Below are 25,958 nucleotides of genomic sequence, written 5' to 3'. Positions count from 1 at the left end.
CAGACAGCGGGCCACAAAAAGACTTTCAAATTTTTGACCGGGAATGAAGCGGCCACGTCCGATCTATCCTGACCCCGAACCGGAGGGCCGTATGAACGATCCGAAACGCTATATGCGCGACATGCGCGGCTACGGGGCAAACCCGCCGAACCCGCAATGGCCGGGCGGTGCAAATGTCGCGGTTTCCTTCGTGGTCAATTACGAGGAAGGCGGCGAGAATTGCGTTCTGCATGGCGACGCGGCGTCCGAGGCGTTCCTCTCGGAGATCGTTGGCGCGGCGCCTTGGCCGGCCAAGCGTCACTGGAACATGGAATCGATCTACGAATATGGCGCGCGCGCCGGGTTCTGGCGGCTTTACCGACTGTTCTCGGACGCCGGGGCACCGGTCACCGTCTACGGCGTGGCGAGCGCACTGGCACGTTCGCCCGATCAGGTCCGCGCGATGCAGGATGCGGATTGGGAAATCGCTTCGCACGGCCTGAAATGGATCGACTACCGCGACCACGACGAAGCGGACGAACGCGCCGACCTCGACGAAGCGATCCGGCTTCACGAGGAAGTCGTCGGCACGCGTCCCACCGGTCTTTACCTCGGCCGCACGTCGGTCAACTCGGTGAAGATCGCCGCCGAGGAAGGCGGCTTCACCTGGATTTCGGACACCTATGACGACGATTTGCCCTATTGGCTCGATCATGACGGCCACGGAAACCCGATCCCGCCGCAACTCGTCATCCCTTATACGCTCGACGCCAACGACATGCGGTTCGCCACCGCGCAAGGCTTCAATTCGGGCGACCAGTTCTTCGCCTATCTGAAGGACGCTTTCGACACGCTCTATACCGAAGGCGAGGCTGGACGACCGGCCATGATGAGCATCGGTCTTCATTGCCGCCTGATCGGGCGGCCCGGCCGCTTTGCCGCGCTGAAACGTTTTCTGGATTACGTCCAAAGCCACGACAAGGTCTGGATCGCGCGGCGTATCGACATCGCCGAGCACTGGATCGAGACCTATCCTTACCAGCCACATGCTTTGCGCCCCTCCCGCATGCAACGGGACGCGTTCGTCTCGCGCTTCGGCTCCATCTTCGAGCACTCGCCGTGGATCGCCGAACGCGCCTTCGAACTGGAACTCGGCCCCGCCCATGACAGCGCCGGCGGGTTGCACAATGCGCTGGCGCGCATGTTCCGCTCAGCCAGCGTGGATGAGCGGCTCGTCGTGCTTCAGGCTCACCCCGACCTTGCCGGAAAGCTCGCACAGGCAAAGCGCCTGACGGCGGAATCGACCAGCGAACAGGCATCCGCAGGGCTCGACGCCCTGACCGACGAGGAACGCGCAGCATTCACCGAACTCAATGATTCCTACATTTCGAAATTCGGTTTCCCCTTCATCATTGCCGTGAAAGACAACACCAAGGCGTCGATTCTCGACGCCTTTCGCCGCCGCGTCGCCAGCGACCGGGACACCGAGTTCGAAACGGCCTGCAAACAGGTCGAGCGCATCGCCTATCTGAGGCTCAAGGACATTTTGCCCGCATGACCGACCGTTCCTACTACGCCCCGACCGGCGGCCTGCCGCCCCAGACTGCGATCCACACCGGCCGTGCTGTCTTCACCGACGCCTATGCGGTGATCCCAAAAGGCGTCATGAGCGACATCGTGACGAGCTTCCTGCCCTTCTGGGAAAAAACGCGCGCATGGATTCTCGCACGGCCGCTGTCCGGCTTCGCCGAAACCTTCTCGCAATACATCATGGAAGTGCTGCCCGGTGGCGGCTCGGATCAACCTGAACCCGAAGCCGATGCCGAAGGTGTGCTTTTCGTGGTCGAGGGAGAGGTCACTGTTACGCTCGACGGCGAGCGCCATGTGCTGACGCCCGGCGGCTACGCCTATCTGCCGCCGGCCAGCGGCTGGACGCTGAAGAACGAAAGCGGCGCGGCGACGCGCTTTCACTGGGTCCGCAAGGCGTACGAATTCGTCGAAGGCCTCGACGCACCCGACGCCCTTTTCCTTAACGAGAACGACATCGCGCCGACGCCGATGCCCGACACCAACGACGCATGGGCAACGACGCGCTTCGTCGATCCCGCAGATCTGCGCCACGATATGCACGTCACAATTGTCACGTTCGAGCCGGGCGGGCTGATCCCGTTCGAGGAAACGCATGTGATGGAACACGGCCTCTACGTGCTGGAAGGCAAGGCCGTCTACAAGCTCAACAAAGACTGGGTGGAAGTCGAGGCCGGCGACTTCATGTGGCTGCGCGCCTTTTGCCCGCAGGCATGCTATGCGGGCGGGCCGGGGCGGTTCCGTTACCTGCTGTACAAGGACGTCAATCGTCACGCGAAGCTGGCATTCCGATGAACCGCATCCTCACCGCCGTCCCGCTGACACGCAAGGCATTCGCCCCCTTCGGCGATGTGCTGGACACCGATTGCCCCACCCATTTCCCGATCAATCGCGGGAAATGCGAGCGCTATCACGATCTGGCGACGGTCGAAGCGGCGGGAACGAATGCGCGTGTGCTGATCTCGATCTTCAGGGGAACGCCCTATCCGTTTCCGCTCAAGCTCGATCTCGTCGAGCGGCACCCCTTCGGCAGCCAGGCCTTCATGCCGCTCGACGACCGGCCCTTCCTCGTCGTGGTGTGTCCTGATGAAAACGGCATGCCCGGTAGGCCGCAAGCCTTCCTCACGAGCCCCGGACAGGGCGTCAATTATCGTCGCAACGTCTGGCACGGCGTGTTGACACCGATGGGGCAGGCGCAGGATTTCGTCGTGGTCGACCGTGGCGGAGAGGAGAACAATCTCGAGGAGTTCAATTTCGAAACGCCTTGGGAAATCCGACTTCCCGACAGCATCGTCTCATAAGCCCGCAATCGCTGCGATGCGCGATGACAGTTGAATCCCGGTCTGCGAAAGATGTTCGCAGCCCGCGCCAGGATTATCCGTTCGCGCGTGGCCGATATCGAAATGCGGTGGCCCGATCTCACCGAAAAGGCAGTCGGCAAATAGTTTGCCGACAGCCTCGAATTCGCCAAACATACGGAATTCCACGAGAATTTTCCAAACACGGTTGATCCTCTCCAACTGACGGCTATATTCGCCGCCACGCGAGGGGACATCCATTTACGTCAAGTGATGTCGGAATTGGCCTTGCTGGGTGTCGCTTTTTGGCGTCAATATCCAGCACAACGAGGCCTGCACGAACGGGCCCGCTTCAATGGGTTCGAACCACTGATCGAATGAGGAACAGGCAATGTCTAAGGAACTCGAATTTCTGAGCAGGATGGTCGCTGCACGCAAGCTGAACCGTCGTGACTTTCTCGGCCGCGCATCCGCTCTCGGCGCGTCCGCCGTTTTCGCAAATTCGCTTCTGATCGGCGCGGCACGCGCGCAAGGCGCCCAGAAGGGCGGCGATCTGCGCTTGGGGCTTCAGGGCGGCGAATCCACCAATTCGCTCGATCCGGCGCTCTGGCTGACGCAGGTTTCGCAGAATTTCGGTTCGACCTGGGGCGAGCTTCTCGTTCTCCAGTCGCCGCAGGACGGCTCGCCGCAGCCGGTTCTGGCCGAGTCCTGGGAAGCGTCCGACGACGCCGCCGAATGGCGCTTCAAAATCCGCAAGGGCGTAACCTTCCACAACGGCCAGGACCTGACACCCGAAGACGTTGCCCAGACGATCCGTCGCCATTCCGACGAAGCGACGGAATCGGCCGCGCTCGGCGTGCTGCGGGGCATCACCGACATTTCGGTCGACGGCGACAATGTCGTGTTCAAGCTCGACAGCGGCAACGCCGATCTGCCGCTGCTTTTGACCGACTACCACCTCGTGATCCAGCCCAATGGCGGCTATGACGATCCGGCGGCCGGCATCGGCACGGGCCCCTATCAGGTCGAGGTCAACGAGCCGGGCATCCGCCACGTCTCGACCAAGTATGACGGTTACTGGAACGACGATATCGGCCATGTCGCCTCCGTCGAGGTTATCGTCATGAACGATCCGACCGCGCGCACCTCGGCGCTCCAGTCGGGTCAGGTCCATATCATCAACCGCGTGGAGCCGCGCACGGTCGAACTTCTGGCGCGCATGCCCGGCGTGCATATCGAGAGCGTTCCGTCCAAGGGGCACTACATTTTCGCGATGCATTGCAACACGGCCCCGTTCGACAATGCCGATCTGCGCATGGCGTTGAAGCTGGCCGTCGACCGCGAGCAGATGATCGAACAGATCCTGGCCGGCCACGCCTCGGTCGGCAATGATTTTCCGATCAACCAGTCCTATGCGCTCTTCCCCGAAGGTGTCGAGCAGCGCGCCTACGACCCGGACGAGGCACGGCACTATTTCGAGAGATCCGGGCATTCCGGCCCGATCCTGCTGCGCACCTCCGAAGTCGCCTTCCCCGGCGCGGTCGATGCGGCACAGCTTTTCCAGCAGCAGGCACAGGCTGCCGGCATCGAGATCCAGGTTCAGCGCGAGCCGGGCGACGGCTACTGGACCGAGGTCTGGAACAAGCAGCCCTTCTGCGCCTCCTACTGGGGCGGACGCCCGACGCAGGATTCCATGTATTCGACCGCCTACGTCACGGGCGCCGACTGGAACGACACGCGCTTCTTCGACGAGGGCTTCGACACCCTCATACGCGAGGCGCGCGGCGAACTGGACGACACCAAGCGCGCTGAAATGTACCGCGAAGCCGCCACTAAGGTGCGCGACGACGGCGGCCTGATCCTGCCGATGTTCAACGACTTCCTCGACGCGCGCCGTGAGGAAGTTCAGGGCTGGGTGCAAGATCCCAACCACGAGACCTCCAACCTGCGGGCCGCGACCCGCGTCTGGCTCGATCAGGCCTGAGGGGGCCTGACGCCTTGGGGGCACATCCGATACTGACACTCATCGCCCAGCGCATCGCGCTGGGCGTCCTTCTCCTGCTGGCTGTTTCGGTCCTGATCTTCGTCGGCACCGAAATCCTGCCGGGCGACGTCGCCGCGTCGATCCTCGGACAGGCTGCGACCCCGCAGGCGCTCGAAAATTTGCGCGCGCAGCTCGGCCTCAACGATCCTGCCTATATCCGCTACTTCCGCTGGCTCGGCGGCGTTTTGACAGGCGATCTCGGAACGGCTCTGTCGAACCGCATGGACATCGCGACCTCGATATGGCCGCGCCTGAAGAACACGATGTTCCTGGCCTTCTGGGCCGCTGCCGTTTCCGTGCCGCTCGCCATCCTTCTGGGGCTGATCGCCGTGCGCTATCGCAACGGCTTCGTCGACAAGACGATCTCCGGCCTTTCGCTGTCGGCGACCTCGCTGCCCGAATTCTTCATCGGCTATGTGCTGATGTACTTCTTCGCCGTGCGCCTCGGCTGGTTCCCGAGCGTATCGACCGTCTACGACACGATGCCCTTCCTCGACCGGATGCGCGCCATCGCCCTGCCGGCGACCGCCCTGACGCTGGTCGTGCTCGCGCATATGATGCGCATGACACGCGCCGCGATCCTCAACGTGATGCAGTCGGCCTATATCGAGACGGCCGAACTCAAAGGGCTGACGTTGTTCGAGATCATCCGCAAGCACGCCTTCCCCAACGCCATTGCGCCGATCGTCAACGTGGTCATGCTCAACCTGGCCTATCTCGTCGTCGGCGTCGTCGTCATCGAGGTCATCTTCGTCTATCCGGGCATGGGTCAATATCTCGTCGATCACGTCACGCGCCGCGACGTTCCCGTCGTGCAGGCCGTCGGCCTGATCTTCGCCGCCGTCTATATCGGCCTGAACCTCGTCGCGGACATCGTAGCGATCCTCGCCAATCCGCGTCTGCGGCACAGGAGGTGAGGCGATGACCATGTTCAAACGCATGCCCATCGGGGCGGCCATCGGCCTTATCGTCACCGTCGTTCTTCTCTTCGTCGCGATCTTCGCACCCTGGATCGCGCCCTATCCAGGCTCGCGCGTTCTCGGCGGCGTGTGGGAGCCGGCCTCGGCGCAATACTGGCTCGGCACGGACAATCTGGGACGCGATCTTCTGTCCCGCATGATCTACGGCGCGCGCATAACCGTCTTCATCGCGGTGTCCGCCACGGCCCTTGCCTTTACGCTCGGCGCAATACTCGGCTTCATGGCCGCCGTGCTGGGCGGCTGGTTCGACACGTTGATGTCGCGCTTCGTCGATCTCATGATGTCGATCCCGACGCTGATCTTCGGCCTCGTCGTGCTGTCGGTTCTGCCCTCGACCATTCCGACACTGATCATCGTCATGGGGCTGCTCGATTCCACGCGCGTCTATCGCCTTTCGCGCGCTGTCGCGGTGGACATCAACGTGATGGACTTCGTCGAGGCGGCCAAGCTGCGCGGCGAAGGAACGCGCTGGATCATCTTCCGCGAGATCCTGCCGAATGCACTGTCGCCGCTGGTGTCGGAACTCGGCCTGCGTTTCATCTATGCGGTGTTGTTCCTCTCCGCTTTGTCCTTCCTCGGCCTAGGCGTCCAGCCGCCGAACGCCGATTGGGGCGGCATGGTGCGCGAGAACCGCGAAGGCATCGTCTTCGGCATTCCGGCCGCGCTGATCCCCGCCGGCGCGATCGCCGCGCTCGCCATCTCCGTCAACCTCGTCGCCGACTGGCTCCTCAATCGCACCAGCGATCTGAAGGGGGGACGCGGCAATGCCTAAGGAACCGATGCCAGTTACCGACAAGCCGTTCCTCGACATCCGCAACCTCCGGATCGAGGTCACGGTCTACCCTCCGGACGACGCGCCGCGCGATATCGTCATCGTCGATGACGTCTCGCTTGCGCTGGAAAAAGGCAAGGTGCTGGGATTGATCGGCGAATCCGGTGCCGGCAAATCGACCATCGGCCTGTCGCCCATGGCCTATGGGCGCGGCGGCGTCAGGATCACCGGCGGCGAAGTGTGGCTCAACGGCCGCGACATTTTGAAAGACAATGCGCGCAAGAAGCGCAAACTGCGCGGGCGCGAGGTCTGCTACGTCGCGCAATCTGCGGCAGCCGCGTTCAACCCGGCGCACCGTCTGATGGATCAGGTCGTGGAAGCGACGCTGAAACACGGCGTTTCGTCACGCCGGGAGGCCGAAAAGCGCGCGGTCGAGCTGTTCCGGAAGCTGTCCCTGCCCGACCCGGAAAACATCGGCAAGCGCTATCCGCACCAGGTTTCAGGCGGCCAACTCCAGCGCGTCATGACAGCGATGGCGCTGTGTTCGCAGCCGGACCTGATCATTTTCGACGAGCCGACGACCGCGCTCGACGTGACGACCCAGATCGACGTGCTCGCCGCAATCAAGGAGGCAATCCGCGATACTGGCGTCGCCGCGCTCTATATCACCCACGATCTTGCCGTCGTCGCCCAGGTCTCCGACGAGATCATGGTGCTGCGCCACGGCAAGACGGTCGAATGGGGCAAGACGCGGCAGATCGTAGACGACCCGCAGGAAACCTACACGCAACAACTCGTTGCCGCCCGCCATGTCGAACATGGCGAGCAGTCGCCCGACGGCACGCCGCTTCTGTCGGTCAAGAACGTGACAGCCGCTTATGGCGGCGGGTCGGTGAACGTCCTGAAAAACGTGTCCGTCGATATCCAACCGGGCCAGACGCTCGCCGTCGTCGGCGAATCCGGTTCGGGAAAGTCGACGCTGGCCCGCGCCATCACCGGTCTTTTGCCGCCGAAGGAGGGCTCGATCAATTTCGACGGCCGCGAGCTTTCTTCCCGCCTCGCCCAGCGCAGCAAGGAAGATCTGCGCGAATTGCAGATGATCTACCAGATGGCGGACGTGGCGATGAACCCGCGCCAGACGGTTGCGACGATCATCGGTCGCCCGCTCGAATTCTACTTCGACATGCGCGGGAAGGAGCGCGACCGCCGCGTCGCCGAGCTCTTGGACAAGATCGAGATGGGAAGCGGTTTCATCGACCGCTATCCCGCCGAATTGTCGGGCGGCCAGAAACAGCGCGTGTGCATCGCACGCGCGCTGGCGGCCAAGCCGAAGCTCATCATCTGCGACGAGGTGACGAGCGCGCTCGATCCGCTGGTCGCGAACGGCATCCTGAAACTGCTTCTGGAATTGCAGAAAGAGGAAGGCGTCTCCTACCTCTTCATCACGCACGACATCGCGACCGTGCGCGCCATCGCCGACTCCATCGCCGTCATGTATCGCGGCGAAGTCGTGCGCTATGGGCCGAAATCGCAGGTGCTGTCGCCACCTTACGACAACTACACCCAGCTTCTCCTGTCGTCCGTCCCCGAGATGGAGATCGGCTGGCTGGAAAAGGCGATTGCCGGACGGAAGATGGCGGCGGCCGGGAACTGACCCGACCGCAAAGATTTCAGGATCACACGCGCTCGATGGCGATCGAGATGCCCTGCCCGACGCCGATGCACATCGTGGCAAGGCCATATCGCCCGCCGCGCTCGCGAAGTTCCAGCGCGGCCGTGCCGGTGATGCGCGCACCGGACATGCCCAGTGGATGGCCGAGCGCGATCGCGCCGCCGTTCGGGTTCACATGCGCCGCATCGTCGGCGATACCCAGATCGCGCAAGGTCGCGAGGCCCTGAGACGCGAAGGCTTCGTTGAGTTCGATCACGTCGAAATCGGTGACCTTCATGCTGAGCCGCTCGACGAGCTTCTTCGTCGACAGCGCGGGGCCGAAACCCATGATACGCGGCGCTAGCCCGGCAGTCGCCCCGCCGAGAACGCGCGCGATCGGCGTCAGCCCGTATTTCTTCGCCGCTTCTTCCGACGCGATGATGAGCGCCGCCGCGCCGTCATTGACGCCGGACGCGTTGCCGGCCGTGACCGTGCCGCCTTCCTTTTTGAAAGGCGTCGGCAATTTGCCGAGCTTCTCGGCGGTCGTGCCCGCGCGGGGATGCTCGTCCCTGTCCACGACGATCGCATCGCCCTTGCGCTGCGGGATCGTGACGGCCACGATTTCCTTGGCCAGGCGTCCGCTCTCCTGTGCGGCGACGGCCTTGTCCTGGCTGCGCGCGGCGAACGCGTCCTGATCGGCACGATTGATCTGGAAGTCCTCGGCGACATTCTCCGCCGTCTCCGGCATGGAATCGACGCCGTACTGCTTCTTCATCAGGGGATTGACGAAGCGCCAGCCGATCGTGGTGTCGTAGATTTCGGCATTGCGCGAAAATGCCGTGTCGGCCTTCGGCATGACGAAGGGCGCGCGGCTCATGGATTCGACGCCGCCGGCAATCATGATCTCGGCCTCGCCCGCCTTGATCGCGCGCGCCGCATCGATGACGGCATTCATGCCGGAGCCGCAAAGGCGATTGACCGTCGCGCCCGGAACGGCTTCCGGCAAGCCCGCCAGAAGCAGCGCCATGCGAGCGACGTTGCGATTGTCCTCGCCGGCCTGATTGGCGCAGCCATAGATCACGTCGTCGATCGCTTCCCAATCAACCTTCGCATTGCGTTCCATCAGAGCCCTCAGCGGCACCGCGCCGAGATCATCGGCGCGCACGGACGAAAGCGAGCCGCCGAAACGGCCGATGGGCGTGCGGATATAGTCGCAGATATAGGCGTCAGCCATGTCAAACCTCCGGTACGATCAGATCCCCAACCTTGTCCGCGACCAGTTCGGCACCGGTCACGGCCTGCAAGTCCTCGAGGCTGATGCTTGGCAATTTTTCGCGCAAAACGAACCGCGCATTGACGATATCGACCACGGCAAGGCTCGTATAGACCGTCGTCACGCAGCCGACGCCGGTCAGCGGCAGCGCGCATTTGTCGACGAGCTTCGGCCTTCCGTCCTTGGTGACGTGGTCGGTGATGACGCACACGCGTTTGGCGCCATGAACCAGATCCATCGCGCCGCCGACGGCCGGCACCGATTTCGGCCCGGTCGACCAATTGGCGAGATCACCGGTCTGCGCGACTTCGTAGGCGCCGAGGATGGCGACGTCGAGATGACCGCCGCGCACCATCGCGAAACTGTCCGCGTGGTGAAAGAACGACGCGCCCGGATTGAGCGTCACCGCCTTCTTGCCGGCATTGATCAGGTCCCAATCCTCTTCACCGGCGGGCGGTGCCTCGCCGAAATCGAGCACGCCGTTTTCGGTGTGGTAGATCACCTCGCGGCCGTCCGGCTTGAACTTGGCGACCATCTCGGGAAAGCCTATGCCCAGATTGACATAGGCACCGTCCGGGATGTCCTGCGCGGCGCGCCAGGCGATCTGCGCGTTGGAAAGTTTTGCGGTCATGATTGGGCTCCCGCGCGCAACAATGCCTCTTCCTGGGCAGGTTCGGCCACCTCGACGATGGCATCGACGAAGATGCCGGGCGTGACGACATGTTCGGGATCAATGCCGCCCGGATCGACGATCCGACTGGCCTGAACGATAGTGGTCTCGGCCGCCATCGCCATCAGTGGTGCGAAGTTGCGCGCGGCCTTATTGTAGGTCAGGTTGCCCTTCGCGTCGGCGATTTCCGCCTTGATGATCGCGACGTCGGCTTTCAGCCAGCGCTCCTGTACATAGTGCCTGCCATCGAACTCGGCGACGGGTTTGCCTTCGGCAAGCTGCGTACCGTAGCTCGTCGGCGTGTAAAAGGCCGGAATGCCGGACCCGCCCGCGCGAATTCGTTCTGCGAGCGTGCCTTGCGGCACGAGTTCGAGCTCGATCTCGCCGGCCAGATAGCGCTCGGTGAAAGCGCGCGAATCCGTCGAGCGCGGGAAGGAACAGACCACTTTGGCAACCATGCCGGCATAGATCATCGCCGCGATGCCGACCGCGCCGTTGCCCGCATTGTTGTTGATGATCGCAAGATTTCCGGGCGAGCCGGTGCGCTTGTAGCGGTCGATCAACGCGTCGATCAGTTCGATCGGCGCGCCCGAACCACCAAAACCGCCGATCATGACGGACATGCCGTCCTCGATGCCCGCGACGGCCTCATCGATATCTGTCTGGATCTTGTTCATCTCGCTCCCGGACGTTCAAGTACGATCTTTAAAAGTTCGCATTGCGAACAAATGTTCTCTATGCGATACATAGCTAGATGACACCGCATGACGAGTCAATCGCCGAACCTCTTGCCCGCGACCATGTGGGCTCGCTCGCGCGTGGCCTGTCCGTGATGGAAATTCTCGCCCTTCACCCGGCTGGACTGACCCTGACGGAAACGGCCGAGAAAGCGGGATTGACGCGCGCAGGTGCGCGTCGCTTCCTTCTGACGCTGGTTGCATCGGGATACGCGCTTCAGGACGGGCGCGTCTTCCGGCTCTCGCCTCGCCTGATCACCTTGGCGCGTACATGGCTGTCCGGCTCCTCCTTATGGGCCTATGCCGAACCGTTCATGCGCGAGGTTTCGACAGTGCTCAACGAAAGCTGTTCGGCTGCGGTTCTGGCGGATGAAGACGTCGTCTATGTCGCGCGCATCGCAGGAGCGCGCATCGTTTCCGTCGGGCTGCATGTCGGCACACGCCTGCCTGCGCTGTGGACCTCGATGGGTCGCGTGCTGCTGTCCGACCTGACACCGGCCGATCTCGACCTCTTCCTTGCCCGCGCCACCATGGACGCGAACACCGAACACAGCGTGATCGAACGCGACGCCCTCGCCCGGCACATCACGACCGCACGAACGGACGGCTATGCCATCGTCGATCAGGAACTGGAAATCGGCCTTCGGTCGATCGCGGTGCCGATTCGCGATCGAAACGGCCGCATCGTCGCCGCGATCAACATATCCACGCAGTCGGCCCGCACCTCGCTCACGCAGATGAAGCGCGAATTCCTGCCGCGACTCAAACAGGCGGCAGCTTCGATCGAAAACTATTTCGTCGTCCAGTGAGGCGTTTCAAACGGCTGGAAGTAAGACGGGGCATCGCCGATGCTCATCCATCATGCTCGGCCTTGTGCCAAGCCTCTGCAAACGCCGGGAATCGGCGACATCGGCAGATCATCGGGACAAGCCCGACGATGACGGCGTCGGAACGTGCCGTCAGGCCGCTTTGTCGGCTTCGTCGTTCTCGATGACGCTGCGGATCGTGCGCACCAGCGTCATCTGCGCCCGACGGTTCACCGCGCGGTCGATCTCGTCGCCGGCTTCAGGCCCCACCAACGACATCAGACGGTCGACGACGGAATCCAGATCGGACGGAATGGCGCATGCCGTCGCATCCGCATCGGTGCGATTGGAAAAAGGTTGTTCGACCATCGATTCCCTCCTCTCTTGGGGACAGGCGGAAGATAATCGGGATCGATGACAGGGCGAAGACAAGGCCGCGTCCGAAATGCGGCGGATGCGAGACTTTTGTTCCCGCATCCGCCCCACTCGTAAACGGTTCGTTTCGGCGAACGTCTACACGTACCGGTTGACGATGTTTTCCAGTCGTTCCTGACGGCCGGATTTCGGCTGCGGATCGATGCCCTTGGAAAGAGCCCGCTCCGAGATCATCTCCAGCGTCGCATCGCTCGACAGCATCGCCTCGGCGTCGGCAAGGCTCCAGCCCGCATAACGCTCTTCAAGCGGAGCGGAGAGCGCCTTGTCCTCGATGATCCGCGCCGCGGCTTTCAGCCCGCGCGCACAGCAATCCATGCCGCCGACATGAGCTGCCAGCAGATCGACCGGATCGAGCGACTGGCGGCGCAGCTTGGCGTCGAAATTCGTGCCGCCCGTGGTGAAGCCGCCCGCACGAAGAACCTCGTAATAGGCGAGCGCCATTTCGGGCACATTGTTGGGGAACTGGTCTGTGTCCCAGCCCGACTGATAATCGTTGCGGTTCATGTCGATCGAACCGAAGATGCCGAGCGCGCCGGCCAGCGCCAATTCGTGCTCGAACGAGTGCCCCGCCAGGATCGCATGGCCCTGCTCGACATTGACCTTGACCTCGTTCTCCAGCCCGAAATCCTTCAGGAAGCCATAGACCGTCGCGACGTCGTAATCGTATTGGTGCTTGGTTGGCTCCTGCGGCTTGGGCTCAATCAGGATGGTGCCGTCGAAGCCGATCTTCTTCGCGTAGTCGACGACCATCGACAGGAACCGGCCCGCCTGCTGGCGCTCGCGCTTCATGTCGGTGTTGAGAAGCGTCTCATAGCCCTCGCGACCGCCCCAAAGGACGTAGTTGGCGCCGCCGAGCCGCTTCGTCACGTCCACGCAGGACTTCACCGTCGCGGCCGCATAGGCAAACACATCCGGGTCCGGATTGGTCGCCGCGCCCGCCATGTAGCGGCGGTGCGAGAAGAGGTTGGCTGTGCCCCAGAGCAGCTTGACGCCGGTCTCTTCCTGCTTCTTGGCGAACACATCGCCGATCTCGTCGAGGCGTGAAATGCTTTCCTTCAGCGTCGCGCCTTCCGGCCGCACGTCGGCGTCATGAAAGCAGTAGAACGGGACGCCGAGAAGCTGGAACATCTCGAAGGCGGTGTCCGCCTTTCGCTTCGCCAGATCCATCGTGTCGCCGAACCATGGCCGCTCGAAGGTCTGCCCGCCGAACGGATCGCCGCCCGGCCAGGCGAAGGAGTGCCAATAGGCGACGGCAAAGCGCAGATGGTCTTCCATGCGCTTGCCGAGGACGATTTCGTCGGGATTATAGTGGCGATAAGCGAGTTCCGAAACGGCCTCCGGGCCTTCGTAGCGGATCGGCTTGATGTCGCCGAAAAATCCAGTGCTCATGGCTCAAACTCCTTGAAGTGCGGGATAAAGCGCGAGGTAGCGGCGATAGGCATCCTCATAGGCCGAGGAAAGCGCGCGTTCGGGTTCGATCGTTTCGGCGATGGTTGGAGGCGTCATTACGTCGGAAGGCTGCGCACCCGTAGCGACGACGAGCCCCAGCCTTGCCGCGCCGAATGCCGCGCCGAACTCCCCGTCCGCCGGAATCTGGACAGGCAGGTCGAGCGCGGTCGCGATGGCCTTTAGCCAGAGCCGCGAGCGCGAACCGCCGCCGACCGCCATGACGGCGTGAAGCTCCGTCCCCGCTGCCTTCAGCGCTTCCAGATTGTCGCGCAACGCAAAGGCGACGCCTTCCAGGACCGCCTGCGTGAGCGCCGCCCGGTCGGATTGATGCGCAAGACCGATGAATGCGCCCCGGATCGCCGCGTCGTTGTGCGGCGTGCGCTCGCCCGAAAGGTAAGGCAGGAAGGTCACGCCACCCGGCGTACGCAGGCTCTCGCCGAGATCGCGCGTCAATTCGGCCGGCTTCTCGCCGGTGACGCCCGCCAGCCAGTTGAGGCAATCGGTCGCCGACAGGATGACGCCCATCTGATGCCATGTGTTCGGCAATGCATGGCAAAAGGCATGGACGGCGCTTTCCGGGTTCGGCAGATAGCGGTCGTTGGCCGCAAAGAGCACGCCGGATGTGCCGAGCGACACGAAGGCCCGGCCCGCATGCGCCACGCCCAGCCCGCAGGCGGAAGCCGCATTGTCCCCTGCCCCGCCGGCAACGACGATTCGGCCGGTCATGCCCCATTTGGATGCCAGTTCGCCGCGCAGATCGCCCGCCGGCTGCGTGCCCTCCACGAGCGAAGGCATATGCTGTTCGCCAAGGTCCGTGACGGCCAGAAGCTCGGACGACCATTCGCGCCTGCCGACATCGAGCCATGACGTTCCGGACGAATCCGACATGTCGGACATCGTCTCGCCGGTCAGCCAAAGACGCAGATAGTCCTTCGGCAGCAGCACTTTGGCGACCTTCGAAAACACATCCGGCTCGTTCGCTTTCACCCAGGCGAGCTTGGGCGCGGTAAAGCCTGGAAAGACGATATTGCCGGTGATCTTTCGAAAGCGCGGGTCGGCGTCGAGCGCCTTGGCTTCCGCATGGCTGCGCGTGTCGTTCCAAAGGATGCACGGACGAAGCGCTCTGTTCGACGCATCGACCAGCGTGGCACCGTGCATCTGGCCGGACAGGCCGATGCCGCGCACTGCACCGAGTTCGCCGCGATGGGACCGTGACAATTCGCCAATCGCCTGCTCGGCAGCAGTGAGCCAGTCGTCGGGATTCTGTTCCGACCACCCCGGATGCGGCCGCGAAACGGAAAGTTCCGCCGTCGAAGATGCGACGACGCGCTGATCCGCGTCGATCAAAACCGCTTTCACCCCGGACGTGCCGAGATCGAGCCCAAGAAACATGGCTGGCAATCCTCCCAAGCGCACTCTTAGCAGATTGCGCGCGAAGGCCGAGTCGAATTTTTTCGGAACTCGCAATAATTCGTCATCGACATATTTGGACTCTGGACCAAGGCAGGCGGATCACGCGCACGGCCCACCGGTAACATCTCGTCAACCACGCTCGGACAATTATGCGGACAACGCCGGGCGATTCGCATCGGCAGGCTTGAAATGCGTGACCGGGGGATGGGTAGCGTGCGTTTGAACGAAGAAACTTTGGCGAAAGCCACGACTGTCACACTGTTTCCGATGGAGCGACGCCAGGGGCGCGTTGAGGCCGTCGTGGATGCCCTCCAAAGGGCGAGTTCGGATCGCGTCGCGGACCGCTATGCCGGAATCGTCGCCGATTCCATGTTTGCAGAACTCGAACTGCTCGGCCTTCCCGAACTTGCCCAGGACGAGGCCGTCGGTTCGTTCTTCAACGAGGTCGAGCAAACGCTTGCGAGCCGGCGCGAGGCCGAACCGTGGATGGCGGAAATCATCTCGCTTCGGTAAGATCCCGCCACCGTTTGACGGGTAAGGGACGCTCATCGTGAACCAGTTCAAGATCGCCGCGCTTTCGCTCATTTTCCTGGCCGATCCGGCATTCGCAACCGAGGAGCAGGCCCCCGAACCGACCCTGACCTATCGGGTGGTCGACGTGCGCGAGAGCGACGTCCTGAACATTCGCGCACAGCCCGACGCGTCCTCGCAAATCGTCGGCACCCTGTCGCCGGACGCCGACGATTTGGCGGTCGCCGGCACACGCATGGAACTGAACGGCTCCGTGTGGTGGCAAGTCGTCGGCGATGACGGACTTGGCTGGGTCAATGCGCGCTACCTTGCGCCGGGCGAGGCGCAACCGGCAGACGACGCGATCTTTCCATTGCGCTGCAACGGCACCGAGCCGTTCTGGACGTTGTCGATCGGCGGCGAGGAAGCGGTCTTCCAGACACCGGTGGACGATGACGTGACATGGAAGGCAGGCCCGATGACACGCGCCGTCGGACTTCTCGGCCGCTACGCCGTGCGGCTCGAAAGCGAGGACGGAACCGGCCATGTCGCGGCATGGCGAAACCATCGTTTCTGCTCGGACGGCATGAGCGATGTCGGCTTTCCCTACGAAGCCATGGTGATCGCGCCCGACGGGACCGTCTATGGCGGCTGCTGCCTGAGAAGCGGTCGCTAGGCCGCCGCGCGCCTGAGATAATCCAGCTTGCTGTACTGCATGTGATCCACGCACAATTGCGACAGCGCCCAGCTATCGGTCCCGCGCATGAGATCGATCATCACCGCGTGCTGTTTGATCGACAGCGTCAGCCCCTCCCGGTCGGCCAGATTCTTGGCGCGTATCGGCAAGGTCAGGCTCATATATTCCTGCAACGTCTGGACCAGATATGGATTGCCGCATCCTGAAAACAGGGCGAGATGAAAGGCGTCGTTCGTTTCGTGAACGCCCCGAAGGTCGCCGGCAAGCGCGTGTTTCGCATAGTCGGCCTGGATAGCTTCGAGGCGATCGATCAGCGCCTGCGGCGCGGGCAGCGGAATGTTCAGCGCCGCCTGCCGGGACAGCATTTCGCGAACTTCATAGATCTGCCGAACTTCGTCGGGCGAATACGTCCTGACCGTCGCGCCGACATTCCGCTCGCGCCTGACGATGCCGCTTCGCTCTAGATCGACCAACGCCTGACGGACGTAATGGCGTGACGCGTGATACCGCGCCATCAGCATGTCCTCGATCAAACGCGTACCCGGTGCCAGACGGCCGAAGATGATGTCCTCTTCGATCCGGCGCTTGATTTCCGCCTGTTCGTCGATGCGTGTCGGAATCGGTAATGGCTCGCTCATGCCGCTGCTCCAGCTTTCCTTTCCCAATTCGACAGTCGATAGCAGTCTTCGACGAGCTTGAGGGTCATCAGATTGTCCTCAGGTGAGGTTTCGAATGCCGCACCCGTGCGAAGGCAATCGATAAAATGGGCGATCGTGCTCGTATACGATGCCGCATACACTTCATCGGCGTCATAGACGATCTCTTCCGTGCCGTCATCGTGGATCGAAAGAACGGAGCCGTCGAGACGCAGCGTGGCTTTCTCGCCGAGTATGATCAGTTCATCGCGCTGCTGGATCGCCGCGCCGTGAGCGGCAAACGAACCGAAGAGGCTTACGCCTGCATCGCCGGCGGTCGAAAGGTGGATCGTTGCGCTGTCCTCGCCGCGAATGACCGGACAGCTCCGCGACAGGCAGGCTGCTTTCACTTCGAGCGCCCCAAGCAGGAAACGCAGCGTATCGAGGTGATGGATGAGGACCTCGCCGACCAGCATCCGCGTTTCGTCGGCTATGAAAGGCTGTCTTTCGAGCGCCGGGTAGCGGCCCTCGGCATCCCGCACGGTACCCGATGTCAAAAGCGTAAGGGCCGCTCCCTTTATCTTGCCGAGGCGCCCCTGGCGCAGCCAGTCGGCCGCCTGACGGTAGTAGGGACGGAAACGCCAGTTCTCATGAACCATCAAGCGGGTCCGTGCGCCGACCTCACGCACCAGTTTCTGTGCCTCGGCCAATGTCGGGGCCAGTGGTTTTTGGCACAGTACCGGCACGCCGCGATCGGCGGCAAGCCGCACCAAATCGGCATGGAACGCACGCGGCGCGGCAATGTCGACGGCGTCGAGCGCCTGCTCGTCCAGCATCGCGGCCGCGCAGTCGAACACGGCACCTATGCCGAACTCTTGTGCCCGTGCCTGCGCGCGTTCCAGAACCGGATCTGCGATGGCGACGACACTCGCCTCCGCGTCGTGGCGTTTCCATGCGTCGAGATGATGCCGGGTCACCCAGCCGGCTCCGACGAGCCCGATGCGAAGCGTCACCCGTGAGCCCTCCTCTGGAGGGCAGCGCCGACGATCCTGTTCGTCTCTTCGACAGTCGGCAGGGCATCACCGCTTTCTGCGTCGAAAAGATAGACGGCGTCCTTCGGGAAGAACAGTTCGACGTCCGCGTCGATCACCGCCGCGACCTGGCGCGGCAACCGGGCCGTCACTTCGGCCCCGCTTTGGAGCGTGACCAGCAGCAGGGTTTCCGCACCAAGCGGCTCCACGGCAACAACACGCCCACGCATGACGCCTGCATCGGCTCCCTGCTCGGGACGGTGCAGGCTCAAATCTTCCGCACGGACCCCGACAGTGATCTTTCGGCCGGCATAAGAAGACAGGGCCGCGTTGCTCCAGCGTTCGAGCGGCGCATCGAGTTCGGCATTTTGAGCCCGCCGGGCATCCGTCGAAAGCGTCGCTGTCACGAGGTTCATAGGTGGTGAGCCGAGAAACCGGGCCACGAAAATGTTGGCCGGCTTCCAGTAGACCTCCAGCGGCGCACCGATCTGCGCCACGCGGCCGGCATTCATCACGCATATCCGGGTTCCCATCGTCATCGCCTCGACCTGATCGTGGGTCACGTAGATCATTGTGGAACCAAGCCTGTTGTGCTGCTTGATGATCTCGCTGCGCGTATTGACACGCAAGGCCGCATCCAGATTCGACAACGGTTCGTCGAACAGAAAGACCCTGGGCTCCCGCACCATGGCGCGACCGAGCGCGACACGCTGGCGCTGGCCGCCCGACAATGCAGCCGGCCGGCGGGCGAGCAGATGGCTGAGGCCGAGTATGTCGGCCACCGCAGTGACGCGGCTGTCGATTTCGGCCGAACTGAATTTTCGCCGTCGCAGGCCGAAGGCAAGGTTTTCCGCGACACTCATATGCGGATAGAGCGCATAGGACTGGAACACCATCGCGATGTCGCGATCCTTCGCGGGAACATCGTTGACCAGCCTCCCATCGATGGAGAGCGTTCCCGAGGATATGGTCTCCAGCCCTGCGATCATGCGCAGCGTTGTCGATTTTCCGCAGCCGGAGGGTCCGAGAAGCACCATGAACTCCCCGTCGCCGATCGTGACGTCCACCTTGTCCACGGCGATCGGCCCGCCAATGCCGTACTGCTTGACGATCTTGTCGAGTTCTACGATGGCCATGTCTGCCTCATTTAATGGCGCCGGCTGTCATGCCGCGGATGAGCTTTTCGGAGAAGAACATGTAGGCGACGATCACCGGGATGACGGACACCATCACACCCGCCGCGATCATGCCGATGTCCTGGAAATTATCGCCCATGAACGCACGCAGGCCGATCGGCAGCGTGCGCTTGTCGGGGTCGGTCACGAGCACAACGGCGAACAGGAACTCGTTCCACAATTGAATGAAGTTGAGGATCAGCGTCGTGGCTATCGCCGGCATGCCGACGGGCAGGACGATGCGCCAAAAGATCTCCAGATCGCCATAGCCGTCCATCTTCGCGGCATCGAACAGATCCTGGGGAATGCGCGCGAAGAACCCTTCGAGCAGATAGACCGTCAACGGAAGTTGCAACGAGATGTAGACGAGGGTCAGTCCGAGCAGGCTGTTGTAGAGGTTGTAGTCGACCAGTATCTGATAGAGCGAGATCAGGGTGATCTGCGGGGGAAAGATGATCGACGAAAACAAGATCGCATAGATGAGCCTGTTTCCCCGAAACCTGTAACGGGCAAGGGCATGGGCGGCGGCGGCGCCGATGAGCGTCACGATCACGACCGCACCGACCACGACGATCGTGGAATTCAGGAAATAGGATGCGAAATTGGCGTCGACCCAGGCCGAATAGAACTGGCCCCAGCGGAAGGTTTCCGGCCAACCATACGGATCGGCGCTGATTTCGGCCGTGCTTCGCACCGACATGGTGGCGAGCCAGAGGAAGGGGCCCAGCGTGTAGACGGTGTAGAGCCCCAGAACGAGGGCAAGGCTTCCGCGTCCGAAAAAGCGGGGGAGCGGCCGCTGCCCCCCGACGATCGCTGCGTTCGAAGTCATGTCAGTATTCCAGCCTTTCCTTGGACGCGAGCATACGGTTCAGGACAAGGACGGAGATGCACACGACGAGGAACCAGACCGTCGCGATCGCGGACGGATAGCCCAGATCGAAAGTATTCCAGTTGAAGGCGCGCTTGTAGACATAGGTCGAAACCGTCTCCGTCGCCCACAAGGGACCGCCCTGCGTCATGATCCAGACCAGATCGAAAACCTTCATCTTGCCGATGAACGCGAGAATGTAGAGGCTGATCAATGTGGGCTTGAGCATCGGGATGATGATGTAGCGAAGCTTCGCGCCCCACCCGCAATTGTCGAGTTCCGACGCTTCGAGCACCTCGCGGGGAAGCGAATGGATGGCTGCAAGGCAAACCACCATATTGAAGCCGGCCCATTTCCACGCATGCGTGACAATCACGGAAGCCAGCGCCAGGTCGGGGTCGCCAAGCCATGAAGACGCCAGATTGCCGAGCCCTATGGCCCGCAGCACGACGTTGAGGACGCCCCAGTCGTAATTGTAGATCCACATCCACAGGATCGCGACGACGACATAGGAAAGCAGGACCGGCGTAAACCATGCAACGCGGAAAAACCGCGCAAAGGGCACGCCGGCATAAAGCGCAAGGGCGAGCAGCAGTCCCGTCGCGACATCGAGAAACGGCGCTATGAAGGCCCAGATCAACGTATTGCGTACCGAGATCCAGAAAGTTTCATCCGCCATCAACTGGGTGTAGTTCTGCAGCCCCACGAATGTGACGTTCATTCCCTCGATGAGGAAGAAGCTGTCATAGATGGTGCGAAAAGCCGGATATGCCGTCAGTCCGACATACACTATGAGCCCCGGCAGAAGGAAAACCATGAGAACGGGCCAGGAAGCTCGCCTCGGATCGGCGAGGCTGGAGGAGGCCCCGCGGGCCTTCTCCATCGAAGAGGGAATCGCTGCCGCCATCTCGTTCACTGGGTGAAGCAGGCGGCATCCATTCTGGCGGCGGCGTCCTCGACGCTGACCAGCCCGGCAGGAAATGCGTTGTTCATGATCTGGGTATAGGTTTCCGCGCATCGGCCGCGGTAATGCATCAGCGGCGTGCCGAAGAAGTAGCTGACATCGGCGTTGCGCGCATTCAGTTCATCGAGATAGGCCCGGTGCGGGCTGTCGATGGCTTCCGGATCGTGGCGCAAGCCGCTTTGAAGCGCGACTTCTCCGACCCACTGGGTACCATTCTCCACCGTCGCCATGGAGTTCAGCAGCGCGCCTGCGCAATCCTTGTTCTGGCTGCGCGAATACATGACGAAGCTGCCAGCAACGGCGAGCGTTTTGCATTCCGGGCAGGCCGCATCGTCCATGACCGGAAAGTTCATGATGCCGAGCGGAAAGCCTTCCCGCATACCGCCCTGGTCGGCGGATGCGAATGCCCGGCCGGAAAACCAGCTCGGATTGGGGAATGTCAGCGCGCCCGGCGTGTTGTAGAAATAGAAATGGGACTCGCCCAGCCGCATCGTTGAAAAACTTCTGGGATAGGCGCCTTCGTCGACCAGTTCCTTGACCCATGTCATCACGGATTCGACGCGCGGATCGGTAAAGGAAAGCTCTCCGGCAAGAAGCCTGCCGTAATCCTCGGCTCCCAGCGTGCGCAGCAGTGACTCGAACAGCAATTGCCCACCGGGGAACGGACGGTCGCCGACACCCTGCGAGATCGGGGTGATGTTGGCTTCGACGCCCTTGCGTACGAGATCGGTGAACTCGCTCGCACTCAGCCGGTAGCTGTCGGGAACGTTCACGCCCACCTGCTCCACCAGTTCACGGTTGTAGTAGAGCTCCAGCGTGTAAGCCTCGATCGGGACGGCGTAGAATTGCCCGTCGCTCTCCCAGGCCGACATCGCCCAGTCTTCGATCGCGGCGGGATCGACATGATCGTTCAGGGGCTCGAGAAAGCCGCTGGCGAGAAATTCCGGCTGATCCGGCTCGAGATAGAAGATGTCGGGAGCCTGTCCCGTGCGAACCGCCGAATTCGCCTGCGTGTACAAATCCGCTTTGGGAATGAAGCTGAGCCTAACCCGGCATTGTTGGTTGGCGGCCTCGAACTCCTGGACACGGGATTCGATCCATCCCTTCTTGGCCGGTTCGTCAGGCCAGTTGCTCCACATCGTGATTTCGGAAACCTGCGCCGAAGCTGCGCCGCACATGACCAGCGCGGAAGCTAAGCCAAGCCCCACATTGCATATAATCCTCATTCCAAACTCCTCCCTTGGCATTTGGTTGCGCCGCAGAATGAACCCACAGATAAAATATTGTCAATATTATATACTGAAATTTCTAAAATACTCCTGATGAATGGCATTTTCAGAGCATAATTATTGACAATTATGAATTTCCGGGGTGATTGTCGACACACGAAAGATCAATAAAGGAGTGAGCCGGGGATGACACGCGGACTGCGGAAGGGCCTGACCACCTACGGCGATGAGGGCTTCGCCCTGTTTTTAAGGAAGGCTTTCATCAAGGCGGCCGGATATTCGAACGATGCGCTCGATCGCCCCATCGTCGGCATCACCAACACCTATAGCGACTACAACCCCTGTCACGGCAACACGAAGATCCTGCTCGACGCGGTGAAGCGAGGGGTGATGCTGGCGGGCGCATTGCCGATGGAGTTTCCCACCATCTCGATCCACGAAAGCTTTGCCCATCCCACGTCGATGTTTCTGCGCAACCTGATGGCGATGGAAACCGAGGAGATGATACGTGCCCAGCCGATGGATGCCGTCGTGGTCATCGGCGGATGCGACAAGACGTTGCCCGCCCAGATCATGGCCGCTGCCAGCGCCGATCTGCCGACTGTCGTGGTTCCGGTCGGCCCGATGGTCGTGGGGCACCATCGAGGCGAAGTGCTCGGCGCATGCACCGATTGCCGGCGGCTTTGGGGCGCGCATCGCGCCGGCGAAATGGACGAACAGGAAATCGAGACCGTCAACGGACGGCTCGCCCCATCGGTCGGAACCTGCATGGTGATGGGCACCGCAAGCACCATGGCGTGCATCACCGAAACGCTCGGGCTGTCATTGCCGATGAGCGCGACCATACCCGCGCCCCATGCCGAACGCGTGCGCCTGGCCGAAGAGAGCGGAAAGGTGGCGGCCAAAATGGCCGTTACGGGTGGTCCCCGCCCAAGCGAGTTGCTCACCCCGCGATCCTTCCGCAATGCCATGGTCGTCATGCAGGCGATCGGCGGCTCGACGAACGGCATCATCCACCTGTCCGCCATTGCGGGGCGCACCGACCATGCCCTGTCCCTGGACGAACTCGACGAAATCGGCCGCCTCGTTCCCGTGCTCGTGGATCTCAAGCCGTCGGGGCAGCACTATATGGAGCATTTTCATCATGCCGGCGGCGTCCCCAAATTGCTCCGGCAACTTGGCGACCTTATCGATCTCGACACGCCGACCATATCCGGCGGCGCGCTGCGCGATGTCGTGGCGACTGCCGAGGATGTTCCCGGCCAGACGGTCATCCGTTCTCCTGCCGCCCCGATCAAGGCGCTGGGTTCCATGGTCGTGCTGCGGGGCAACCTCGCCCCCGGCGGGGCCATTTTGAAGCAGGCGGCGGCGAGCCCGCACCTCCTGAGCCATACCGGCCGGGCGGTCGTGTTCGATTCGGTCGCCGACATGGCCGAGCGCATCGACGATCCGGCCCTCGATGTCGCCGCCGATGACGTGCTGGTCCTGCGAAACGCGGGACCGAAAGGCGCGCCCGGCATGCCGGAAGCCGGCTATCTCCCGATCCCGAAGAAGCTCGCCCGCCAGGGCGTCAAGGACATGGTACGCATCTCCGACGCACGCATGAGCGGAACCGCCTTCGGCACCATCGTTCTGCACATCACTCCGGAATCGGCAGCCGGCGGCCCGCTCGCCCTCGCACAAACGGGCGATCTCATCCGCCTCGACGCCGAGGCCCGGAGACTGGATCTCCTGGTTGAGGAAGAGGAACTTTCGAGGCGCCGCGCGGGGCTGGGCGAACAGGCAAACGCCGTCATTCCCGAGCGGGGCTATGCCCGGCTGTTCGTCGAGAACGTGCTTCAGGCGGATGAGGGTTGCGATTTCGACTTCCTGCGGCGCAAGCCGGGATCGAAGCCTTGACCGCGTCGCCGCGACTGTGTCTTCCACCAAGACCGACCAGCGATGTCGCTTCGGTGCGGATTTTGCCCGCCGGCAGTTGCGACACGCATATGCATGTGTTCGGCCCGGAAGAGGCGTACCCTCTATCCCCGCTCAGGAACTACACGCCGAATCCGGTCGGCTGGACACAGTACCGCGCTGTCATGAATGCGCTCGGCATCGACCGGGCGGTTCTCGTTCAGCCGAGCGTTTACGGAACCGACAACCGCCTGCTTTTGGAAACACTGGCGCTGGCGCCCGACAGACTGCGCGGCGTCGTCGTCGTCGAGCCATCGATCGCCGATGGCGAGATCGCAGCGCTCGATCGGGCCGGTATTCGCGGTGTCAGGATCAATCGCCGCAATCCCGGCGGACTGACCTTGCAGGACATGGCGGAACTGGCCGGTCGGATCGCGCCTTTCGGCTGGCACATCCAGCTTCAGGCGATTTTTCTGGAGGATGCGCAACTGGCCTCGCTCGTCGCGCGCTCGCCAATACCGGTCGTGCTGGATCACATCGGGTTCCTGAGCCCGGATGTTCAGCCCGAGGGCGAGCCATTTGCCGGCATGCTGCGCCTTCTGGAAGCCGGCAACTTGTGGATCAAGCTCTCCGCGCCCTATCATCTGAGCCGCATAACGAGCGGCGCGGATGCGTATAGCGACCTTCATGGCCACATCGAAAAGCTTCTCCGATGCAGACCCGACCGCCTGCTGTGGGCGACCGACTGGCCCCACACCGAATTATACGACCACATGCCGGGGGATACCGACCCCGCATTGCTTCTGACGCTGAGCGAGACCGATGAGGAAATCCAGCATCAAATCTTCGTTCGCAACCCTGCGAGGCTCTACGGTTTTTCCTGAAAGCGGCGCGCTCGGCGGCGCGCCGCTTTTCGGCAGGAGATCAGCTATACGGCCGCCCGCTCGTCCTTGCGCGCCAGCCGTTGCAACAAATAGGCCACTTCCGCCTGCCCCGCCGCGCTGAGTTTCGGGCCGGGCTTGCGCAACCCGTCATGCGCGATCAGGCCGCGACGCATGAGGACATGCTTGCGGACAGCCAAACCGACGCCGGGCTGCTGCTCGTAGCGGATAAGGGGCAGATGCGCGTCGAACAGATCGTGCGCGGCCTCCCTGTCTCTCGCTACATTCAGATTGTGCAAATCCACCAGCATGTCGGGAAACGCATAGCCGGTCATCGCTCCGTCACTGCCGCGCCCCGGTTCGAAATCGAGGAACAGGCCCCCGTTGGCGGTCAGGATCGAGAAGCGTCTCAGCTTGTCTTCCTTGATCATTCGACGCAGCGCGCCGATCTTTTCGAGACCGGGCCAGTCCTCCTCCTTCAACATCACGCAGGACGGATGCGCGCGCATGATCTGCGCGATGACAGGCACGGACATCTGAACCGTCAGCGTCAGCGGATAATCCTGAAGCGCCCACGGCGTGTCGGCGCCGATGGTTTCCACCGCCTGTTCGAAATAGCCCAGTATCTGCTCATCCGTGCGCAAATGGGGAGCCGGAGCGACCATGACCCCGGCCGCGCCGAAATCCATCGCATCCCTGGCCAGGGCGCGCATGGCGGCGAAGCCGGGCGCCGAGACGCCGACGACGACCGGCATTCCCGCCCGGGATATGACACGACGTGCGATCTCGCGCGATTCCTCGGGTTCCAGCTTGGCCGCCTCGCCCATGATCCCGAGGATCGTCACCCCCGAAGAACCGCATTCGCGATAAAAATCGATCAGCCTGTCGAGTGAATCATAATCCACGCCGCCGTCGGGCAGAAAGGGCGTCGGCGCTATCGGATAGACGCCCGTCGTTTCCGTATTGAATGTCATGTCG

26 protein-coding genes are annotated in these 25,958 nt (G+C 62.4%); 12 read left to right on the top strand and 14 right to left on the bottom strand.

The features are described from left to right. The first annotated feature begins 91 nt into the window (after positions 1-91). Genes puuE through GTW25_RS12555 form a run of 3 tightly spaced genes read left to right on the top strand, consistent with a single transcriptional unit; the run spans position 92 to position 2,867 of the window. Positions 92-1,537, top strand: coding sequence for an allantoinase PuuE (gene puuE, locus GTW25_RS12565; protein ID WP_252912475.1), 1,446 nt, complete (start codon positions 92-94; stop codon positions 1,535-1,537). Continuing rightward, positions 1,534-2,361, top strand: coding sequence for a bifunctional allantoicase/(S)-ureidoglycine aminohydrolase (locus tag GTW25_RS12560; RefSeq protein ID WP_252912474.1), 828 nt, complete (start codon positions 1,534-1,536; stop codon positions 2,359-2,361). Before puuE ends, GTW25_RS12560 begins: the two co-directional genes overlap by 4 nt. After that, complete coding sequence (locus GTW25_RS12555) at positions 2,358-2,867, top strand: ureidoglycolate lyase (RefSeq protein ID WP_252912473.1); 510 nt, start codon at positions 2,358-2,360, stop codon at positions 2,865-2,867. Before GTW25_RS12560 ends, GTW25_RS12555 begins: the two co-directional genes overlap by 4 nt. Here the strand turns inward: GTW25_RS12555 and GTW25_RS12550 are convergent. After that, on the bottom strand, positions 2,862-3,053 hold the full coding sequence (locus tag GTW25_RS12550) for a hypothetical protein (RefSeq protein WP_252912472.1): 192 nt from the start codon (positions 3,051-3,053) through the stop codon (positions 2,862-2,864). The genes GTW25_RS12555 and GTW25_RS12550 overlap by 6 nt on opposite strands. 202 nt (positions 3,054-3,255) lie before the next feature. On the opposite strand from GTW25_RS12550, the gene GTW25_RS12545 reads away from it, so the two are divergent. The 4 genes from GTW25_RS12545 to GTW25_RS12530 are packed head-to-tail and all read left to right on the top strand — an operon-like array spanning position 3,256 to position 8,314. Beyond that, positions 3,256-4,848: an ABC transporter substrate-binding protein gene (locus GTW25_RS12545; RefSeq protein ID WP_252912471.1), complete on the top strand. Its 1,593-nt coding sequence runs from the start codon at positions 3,256-3,258 to the stop codon at positions 4,846-4,848. 14 nt (positions 4,849-4,862) lie between these two features. Beyond that, positions 4,863-5,825, top strand: a complete 963-nt coding sequence (locus GTW25_RS12540; protein ID WP_252912470.1) for an ABC transporter permease — start codon at positions 4,863-4,865, stop codon at positions 5,823-5,825. A gap of 4 nt (positions 5,826-5,829) precedes the next feature. Further along, positions 5,830-6,660 (top strand): ABC transporter permease, encoded by an 831-nt coding sequence (locus tag GTW25_RS12535; protein ID WP_252912469.1) that lies wholly within the window; start codon positions 5,830-5,832, stop codon positions 6,658-6,660. Continuing rightward, positions 6,653-8,314 (top strand): ABC transporter ATP-binding protein, encoded by a 1,662-nt coding sequence (locus tag GTW25_RS12530; RefSeq protein ID WP_252912468.1) that lies wholly within the window; start codon positions 6,653-6,655, stop codon positions 8,312-8,314. The genes GTW25_RS12535 and GTW25_RS12530 overlap by 8 nt, the downstream gene beginning before the upstream one ends. Before the next feature lie 22 nt (positions 8,315-8,336). On the opposite strand, the gene pcaF is transcribed toward GTW25_RS12530, so the two are convergent. The 3 genes from pcaF to GTW25_RS12515 are packed head-to-tail and all read right to left on the bottom strand — an operon-like array spanning position 8,337 to position 10,931. After that, positions 8,337-9,545 (bottom strand): 3-oxoadipyl-CoA thiolase, encoded by a 1,209-nt coding sequence (gene pcaF, locus GTW25_RS12525; RefSeq protein ID WP_252912467.1) that lies wholly within the window; start codon positions 9,543-9,545, stop codon positions 8,337-8,339. A 1-nt stretch (position 9,546) separates the two neighbouring features. Then, positions 9,547-10,215 carry a 3-oxoacid CoA-transferase subunit B gene (locus tag GTW25_RS12520; protein WP_252912466.1) on the bottom strand — a complete coding sequence of 223 codons (669 nt, stop codon included), beginning with the start codon at positions 10,213-10,215 and terminating at the stop codon, positions 9,547-9,549. Further along, a complete protein-coding gene (locus tag GTW25_RS12515) occupies positions 10,212-10,931 on the bottom strand; it encodes a 3-oxoacid CoA-transferase subunit A (protein WP_252912465.1) in 720 nt (239 codons plus the stop codon). The genes GTW25_RS12520 and GTW25_RS12515 overlap by 4 nt, the downstream gene beginning before the upstream one ends. A 77-nt stretch (positions 10,932-11,008) precedes the next feature. Here GTW25_RS12515 and GTW25_RS12510 point away from each other — a divergent pair, with 77 nt between their 5' ends. Continuing rightward, positions 11,009-11,800, top strand: coding sequence for an IclR family transcriptional regulator domain-containing protein (locus GTW25_RS12510; protein ID WP_252912464.1), 792 nt, complete (start codon positions 11,009-11,011; stop codon positions 11,798-11,800). A gap of 150 nt (positions 11,801-11,950) precedes the next feature. Here GTW25_RS12510 and GTW25_RS12505 read toward each other — a convergent pair whose 3' ends face one another. From GTW25_RS12505 to xylB, 3 genes are all read right to left on the bottom strand, one after another. Continuing rightward, positions 11,951-12,166 (bottom strand): hypothetical protein, encoded by a 216-nt coding sequence (locus tag GTW25_RS12505; RefSeq protein ID WP_252912463.1) that lies wholly within the window; start codon positions 12,164-12,166, stop codon positions 11,951-11,953. Between the two features lie 144 nt (positions 12,167-12,310). Beyond that, positions 12,311-13,621 carry a xylose isomerase gene (gene xylA / locus GTW25_RS12500; protein WP_252912462.1) on the bottom strand — a complete coding sequence of 437 codons (1,311 nt, stop codon included), beginning with the start codon at positions 13,619-13,621 and terminating at the stop codon, positions 12,311-12,313. Between the two features lie 3 nt (positions 13,622-13,624). Further along, entirely contained in the window at positions 13,625-15,073 is a 1,449-nt protein-coding gene (xylB, locus tag GTW25_RS12495; RefSeq protein ID WP_252912461.1) for a xylulokinase, read from the bottom strand. Positions 15,074-15,307: 234 nt separating this feature from the next. On the opposite strand from xylB, the gene GTW25_RS12490 reads away from it, so the two are divergent. Continuing rightward, positions 15,308-15,607, top strand: a complete 300-nt coding sequence (locus tag GTW25_RS12490; protein WP_252912460.1) for a DUF6074 family protein — start codon at positions 15,308-15,310, stop codon at positions 15,605-15,607. Positions 15,608-15,644: 37 nt separating this feature from the next. Further along, entirely contained in the window at positions 15,645-16,280 is a 636-nt protein-coding gene (locus tag GTW25_RS12485; protein WP_252912459.1) for a COG3650 family protein, read from the top strand. Here the strand turns inward: GTW25_RS12485 and GTW25_RS12480 are convergent. From GTW25_RS12480 to GTW25_RS12455, 6 genes are read right to left on the bottom strand one after another with little or no spacing between them, the layout of a single operon-like run. Beyond that, positions 16,277-16,939 carry a GntR family transcriptional regulator gene (locus tag GTW25_RS12480; protein ID WP_252912458.1) on the bottom strand — a complete coding sequence of 221 codons (663 nt, stop codon included), beginning with the start codon at positions 16,937-16,939 and terminating at the stop codon, positions 16,277-16,279. The genes GTW25_RS12485 and GTW25_RS12480 overlap by 4 nt on opposite strands. Further along, positions 16,936-17,949 (bottom strand): Gfo/Idh/MocA family protein, encoded by a 1,014-nt coding sequence (locus GTW25_RS12475; protein WP_308206258.1) that lies wholly within the window; start codon positions 17,947-17,949, stop codon positions 16,936-16,938. Before GTW25_RS12475 ends, GTW25_RS12480 begins: the two co-directional genes overlap by 4 nt. Next, positions 17,946-19,103 carry an ABC transporter ATP-binding protein gene (locus GTW25_RS12470; protein WP_252912457.1) on the bottom strand — a complete coding sequence of 386 codons (1,158 nt, stop codon included), beginning with the start codon at positions 19,101-19,103 and terminating at the stop codon, positions 17,946-17,948. Before GTW25_RS12470 ends, GTW25_RS12475 begins: the two co-directional genes overlap by 4 nt. Positions 19,104-19,110: 7 nt before the next feature. Further along, positions 19,111-19,971 carry a carbohydrate ABC transporter permease gene (locus GTW25_RS12465; protein ID WP_252912456.1) on the bottom strand — a complete coding sequence of 287 codons (861 nt, stop codon included), beginning with the start codon at positions 19,969-19,971 and terminating at the stop codon, positions 19,111-19,113. Position 19,972: 1 nt separating this feature from the next. Next, positions 19,973-20,893 (bottom strand): carbohydrate ABC transporter permease, encoded by a 921-nt coding sequence (locus GTW25_RS12460; RefSeq protein WP_252912455.1) that lies wholly within the window; start codon positions 20,891-20,893, stop codon positions 19,973-19,975. Between the two features lie 29 nt (positions 20,894-20,922). Continuing rightward, positions 20,923-22,200, bottom strand: coding sequence for an ABC transporter substrate-binding protein (locus GTW25_RS12455; protein ID WP_252912454.1), 1,278 nt, complete (start codon positions 22,198-22,200; stop codon positions 20,923-20,925). 189 nt (positions 22,201-22,389) lie between these two features. Between GTW25_RS12455 and GTW25_RS12450 the strand changes: the two genes are divergently transcribed. Both GTW25_RS12450 and GTW25_RS12445 read left to right on the top strand, forming a co-directional pair. Beyond that, positions 22,390-24,102 (top strand): IlvD/Edd family dehydratase, encoded by a 1,713-nt coding sequence (locus GTW25_RS12450; protein ID WP_252912453.1) that lies wholly within the window; start codon positions 22,390-22,392, stop codon positions 24,100-24,102. Positions 24,103-24,155: 53 nt separating this feature from the next. Further along, positions 24,156-24,983 carry an amidohydrolase family protein gene (locus GTW25_RS12445; protein WP_252912452.1) on the top strand — a complete coding sequence of 276 codons (828 nt, stop codon included), beginning with the start codon at positions 24,156-24,158 and terminating at the stop codon, positions 24,981-24,983. A 44-nt stretch (positions 24,984-25,027) separates the two neighbouring features. On the opposite strand, the gene GTW25_RS12440 is transcribed toward GTW25_RS12445, so the two are convergent. Then, positions 25,028-25,954 (bottom strand): dihydrodipicolinate synthase family protein, encoded by a 927-nt coding sequence (locus GTW25_RS12440; protein WP_252912451.1) that lies wholly within the window; start codon positions 25,952-25,954, stop codon positions 25,028-25,030. Between the last annotated feature and the right edge of the window lie 4 nt (positions 25,955-25,958).

Origin of the sequence: Aliihoeflea aestuarii (assembly GCF_024105665.1) — a bacterium.
Taxonomy (GTDB): domain Bacteria; phylum Pseudomonadota; class Alphaproteobacteria; order Rhizobiales; family Rhizobiaceae; genus Aliihoeflea; species Aliihoeflea aestuarii.
This window is presented reverse-complemented; position numbering and strand designations above follow the sequence as displayed.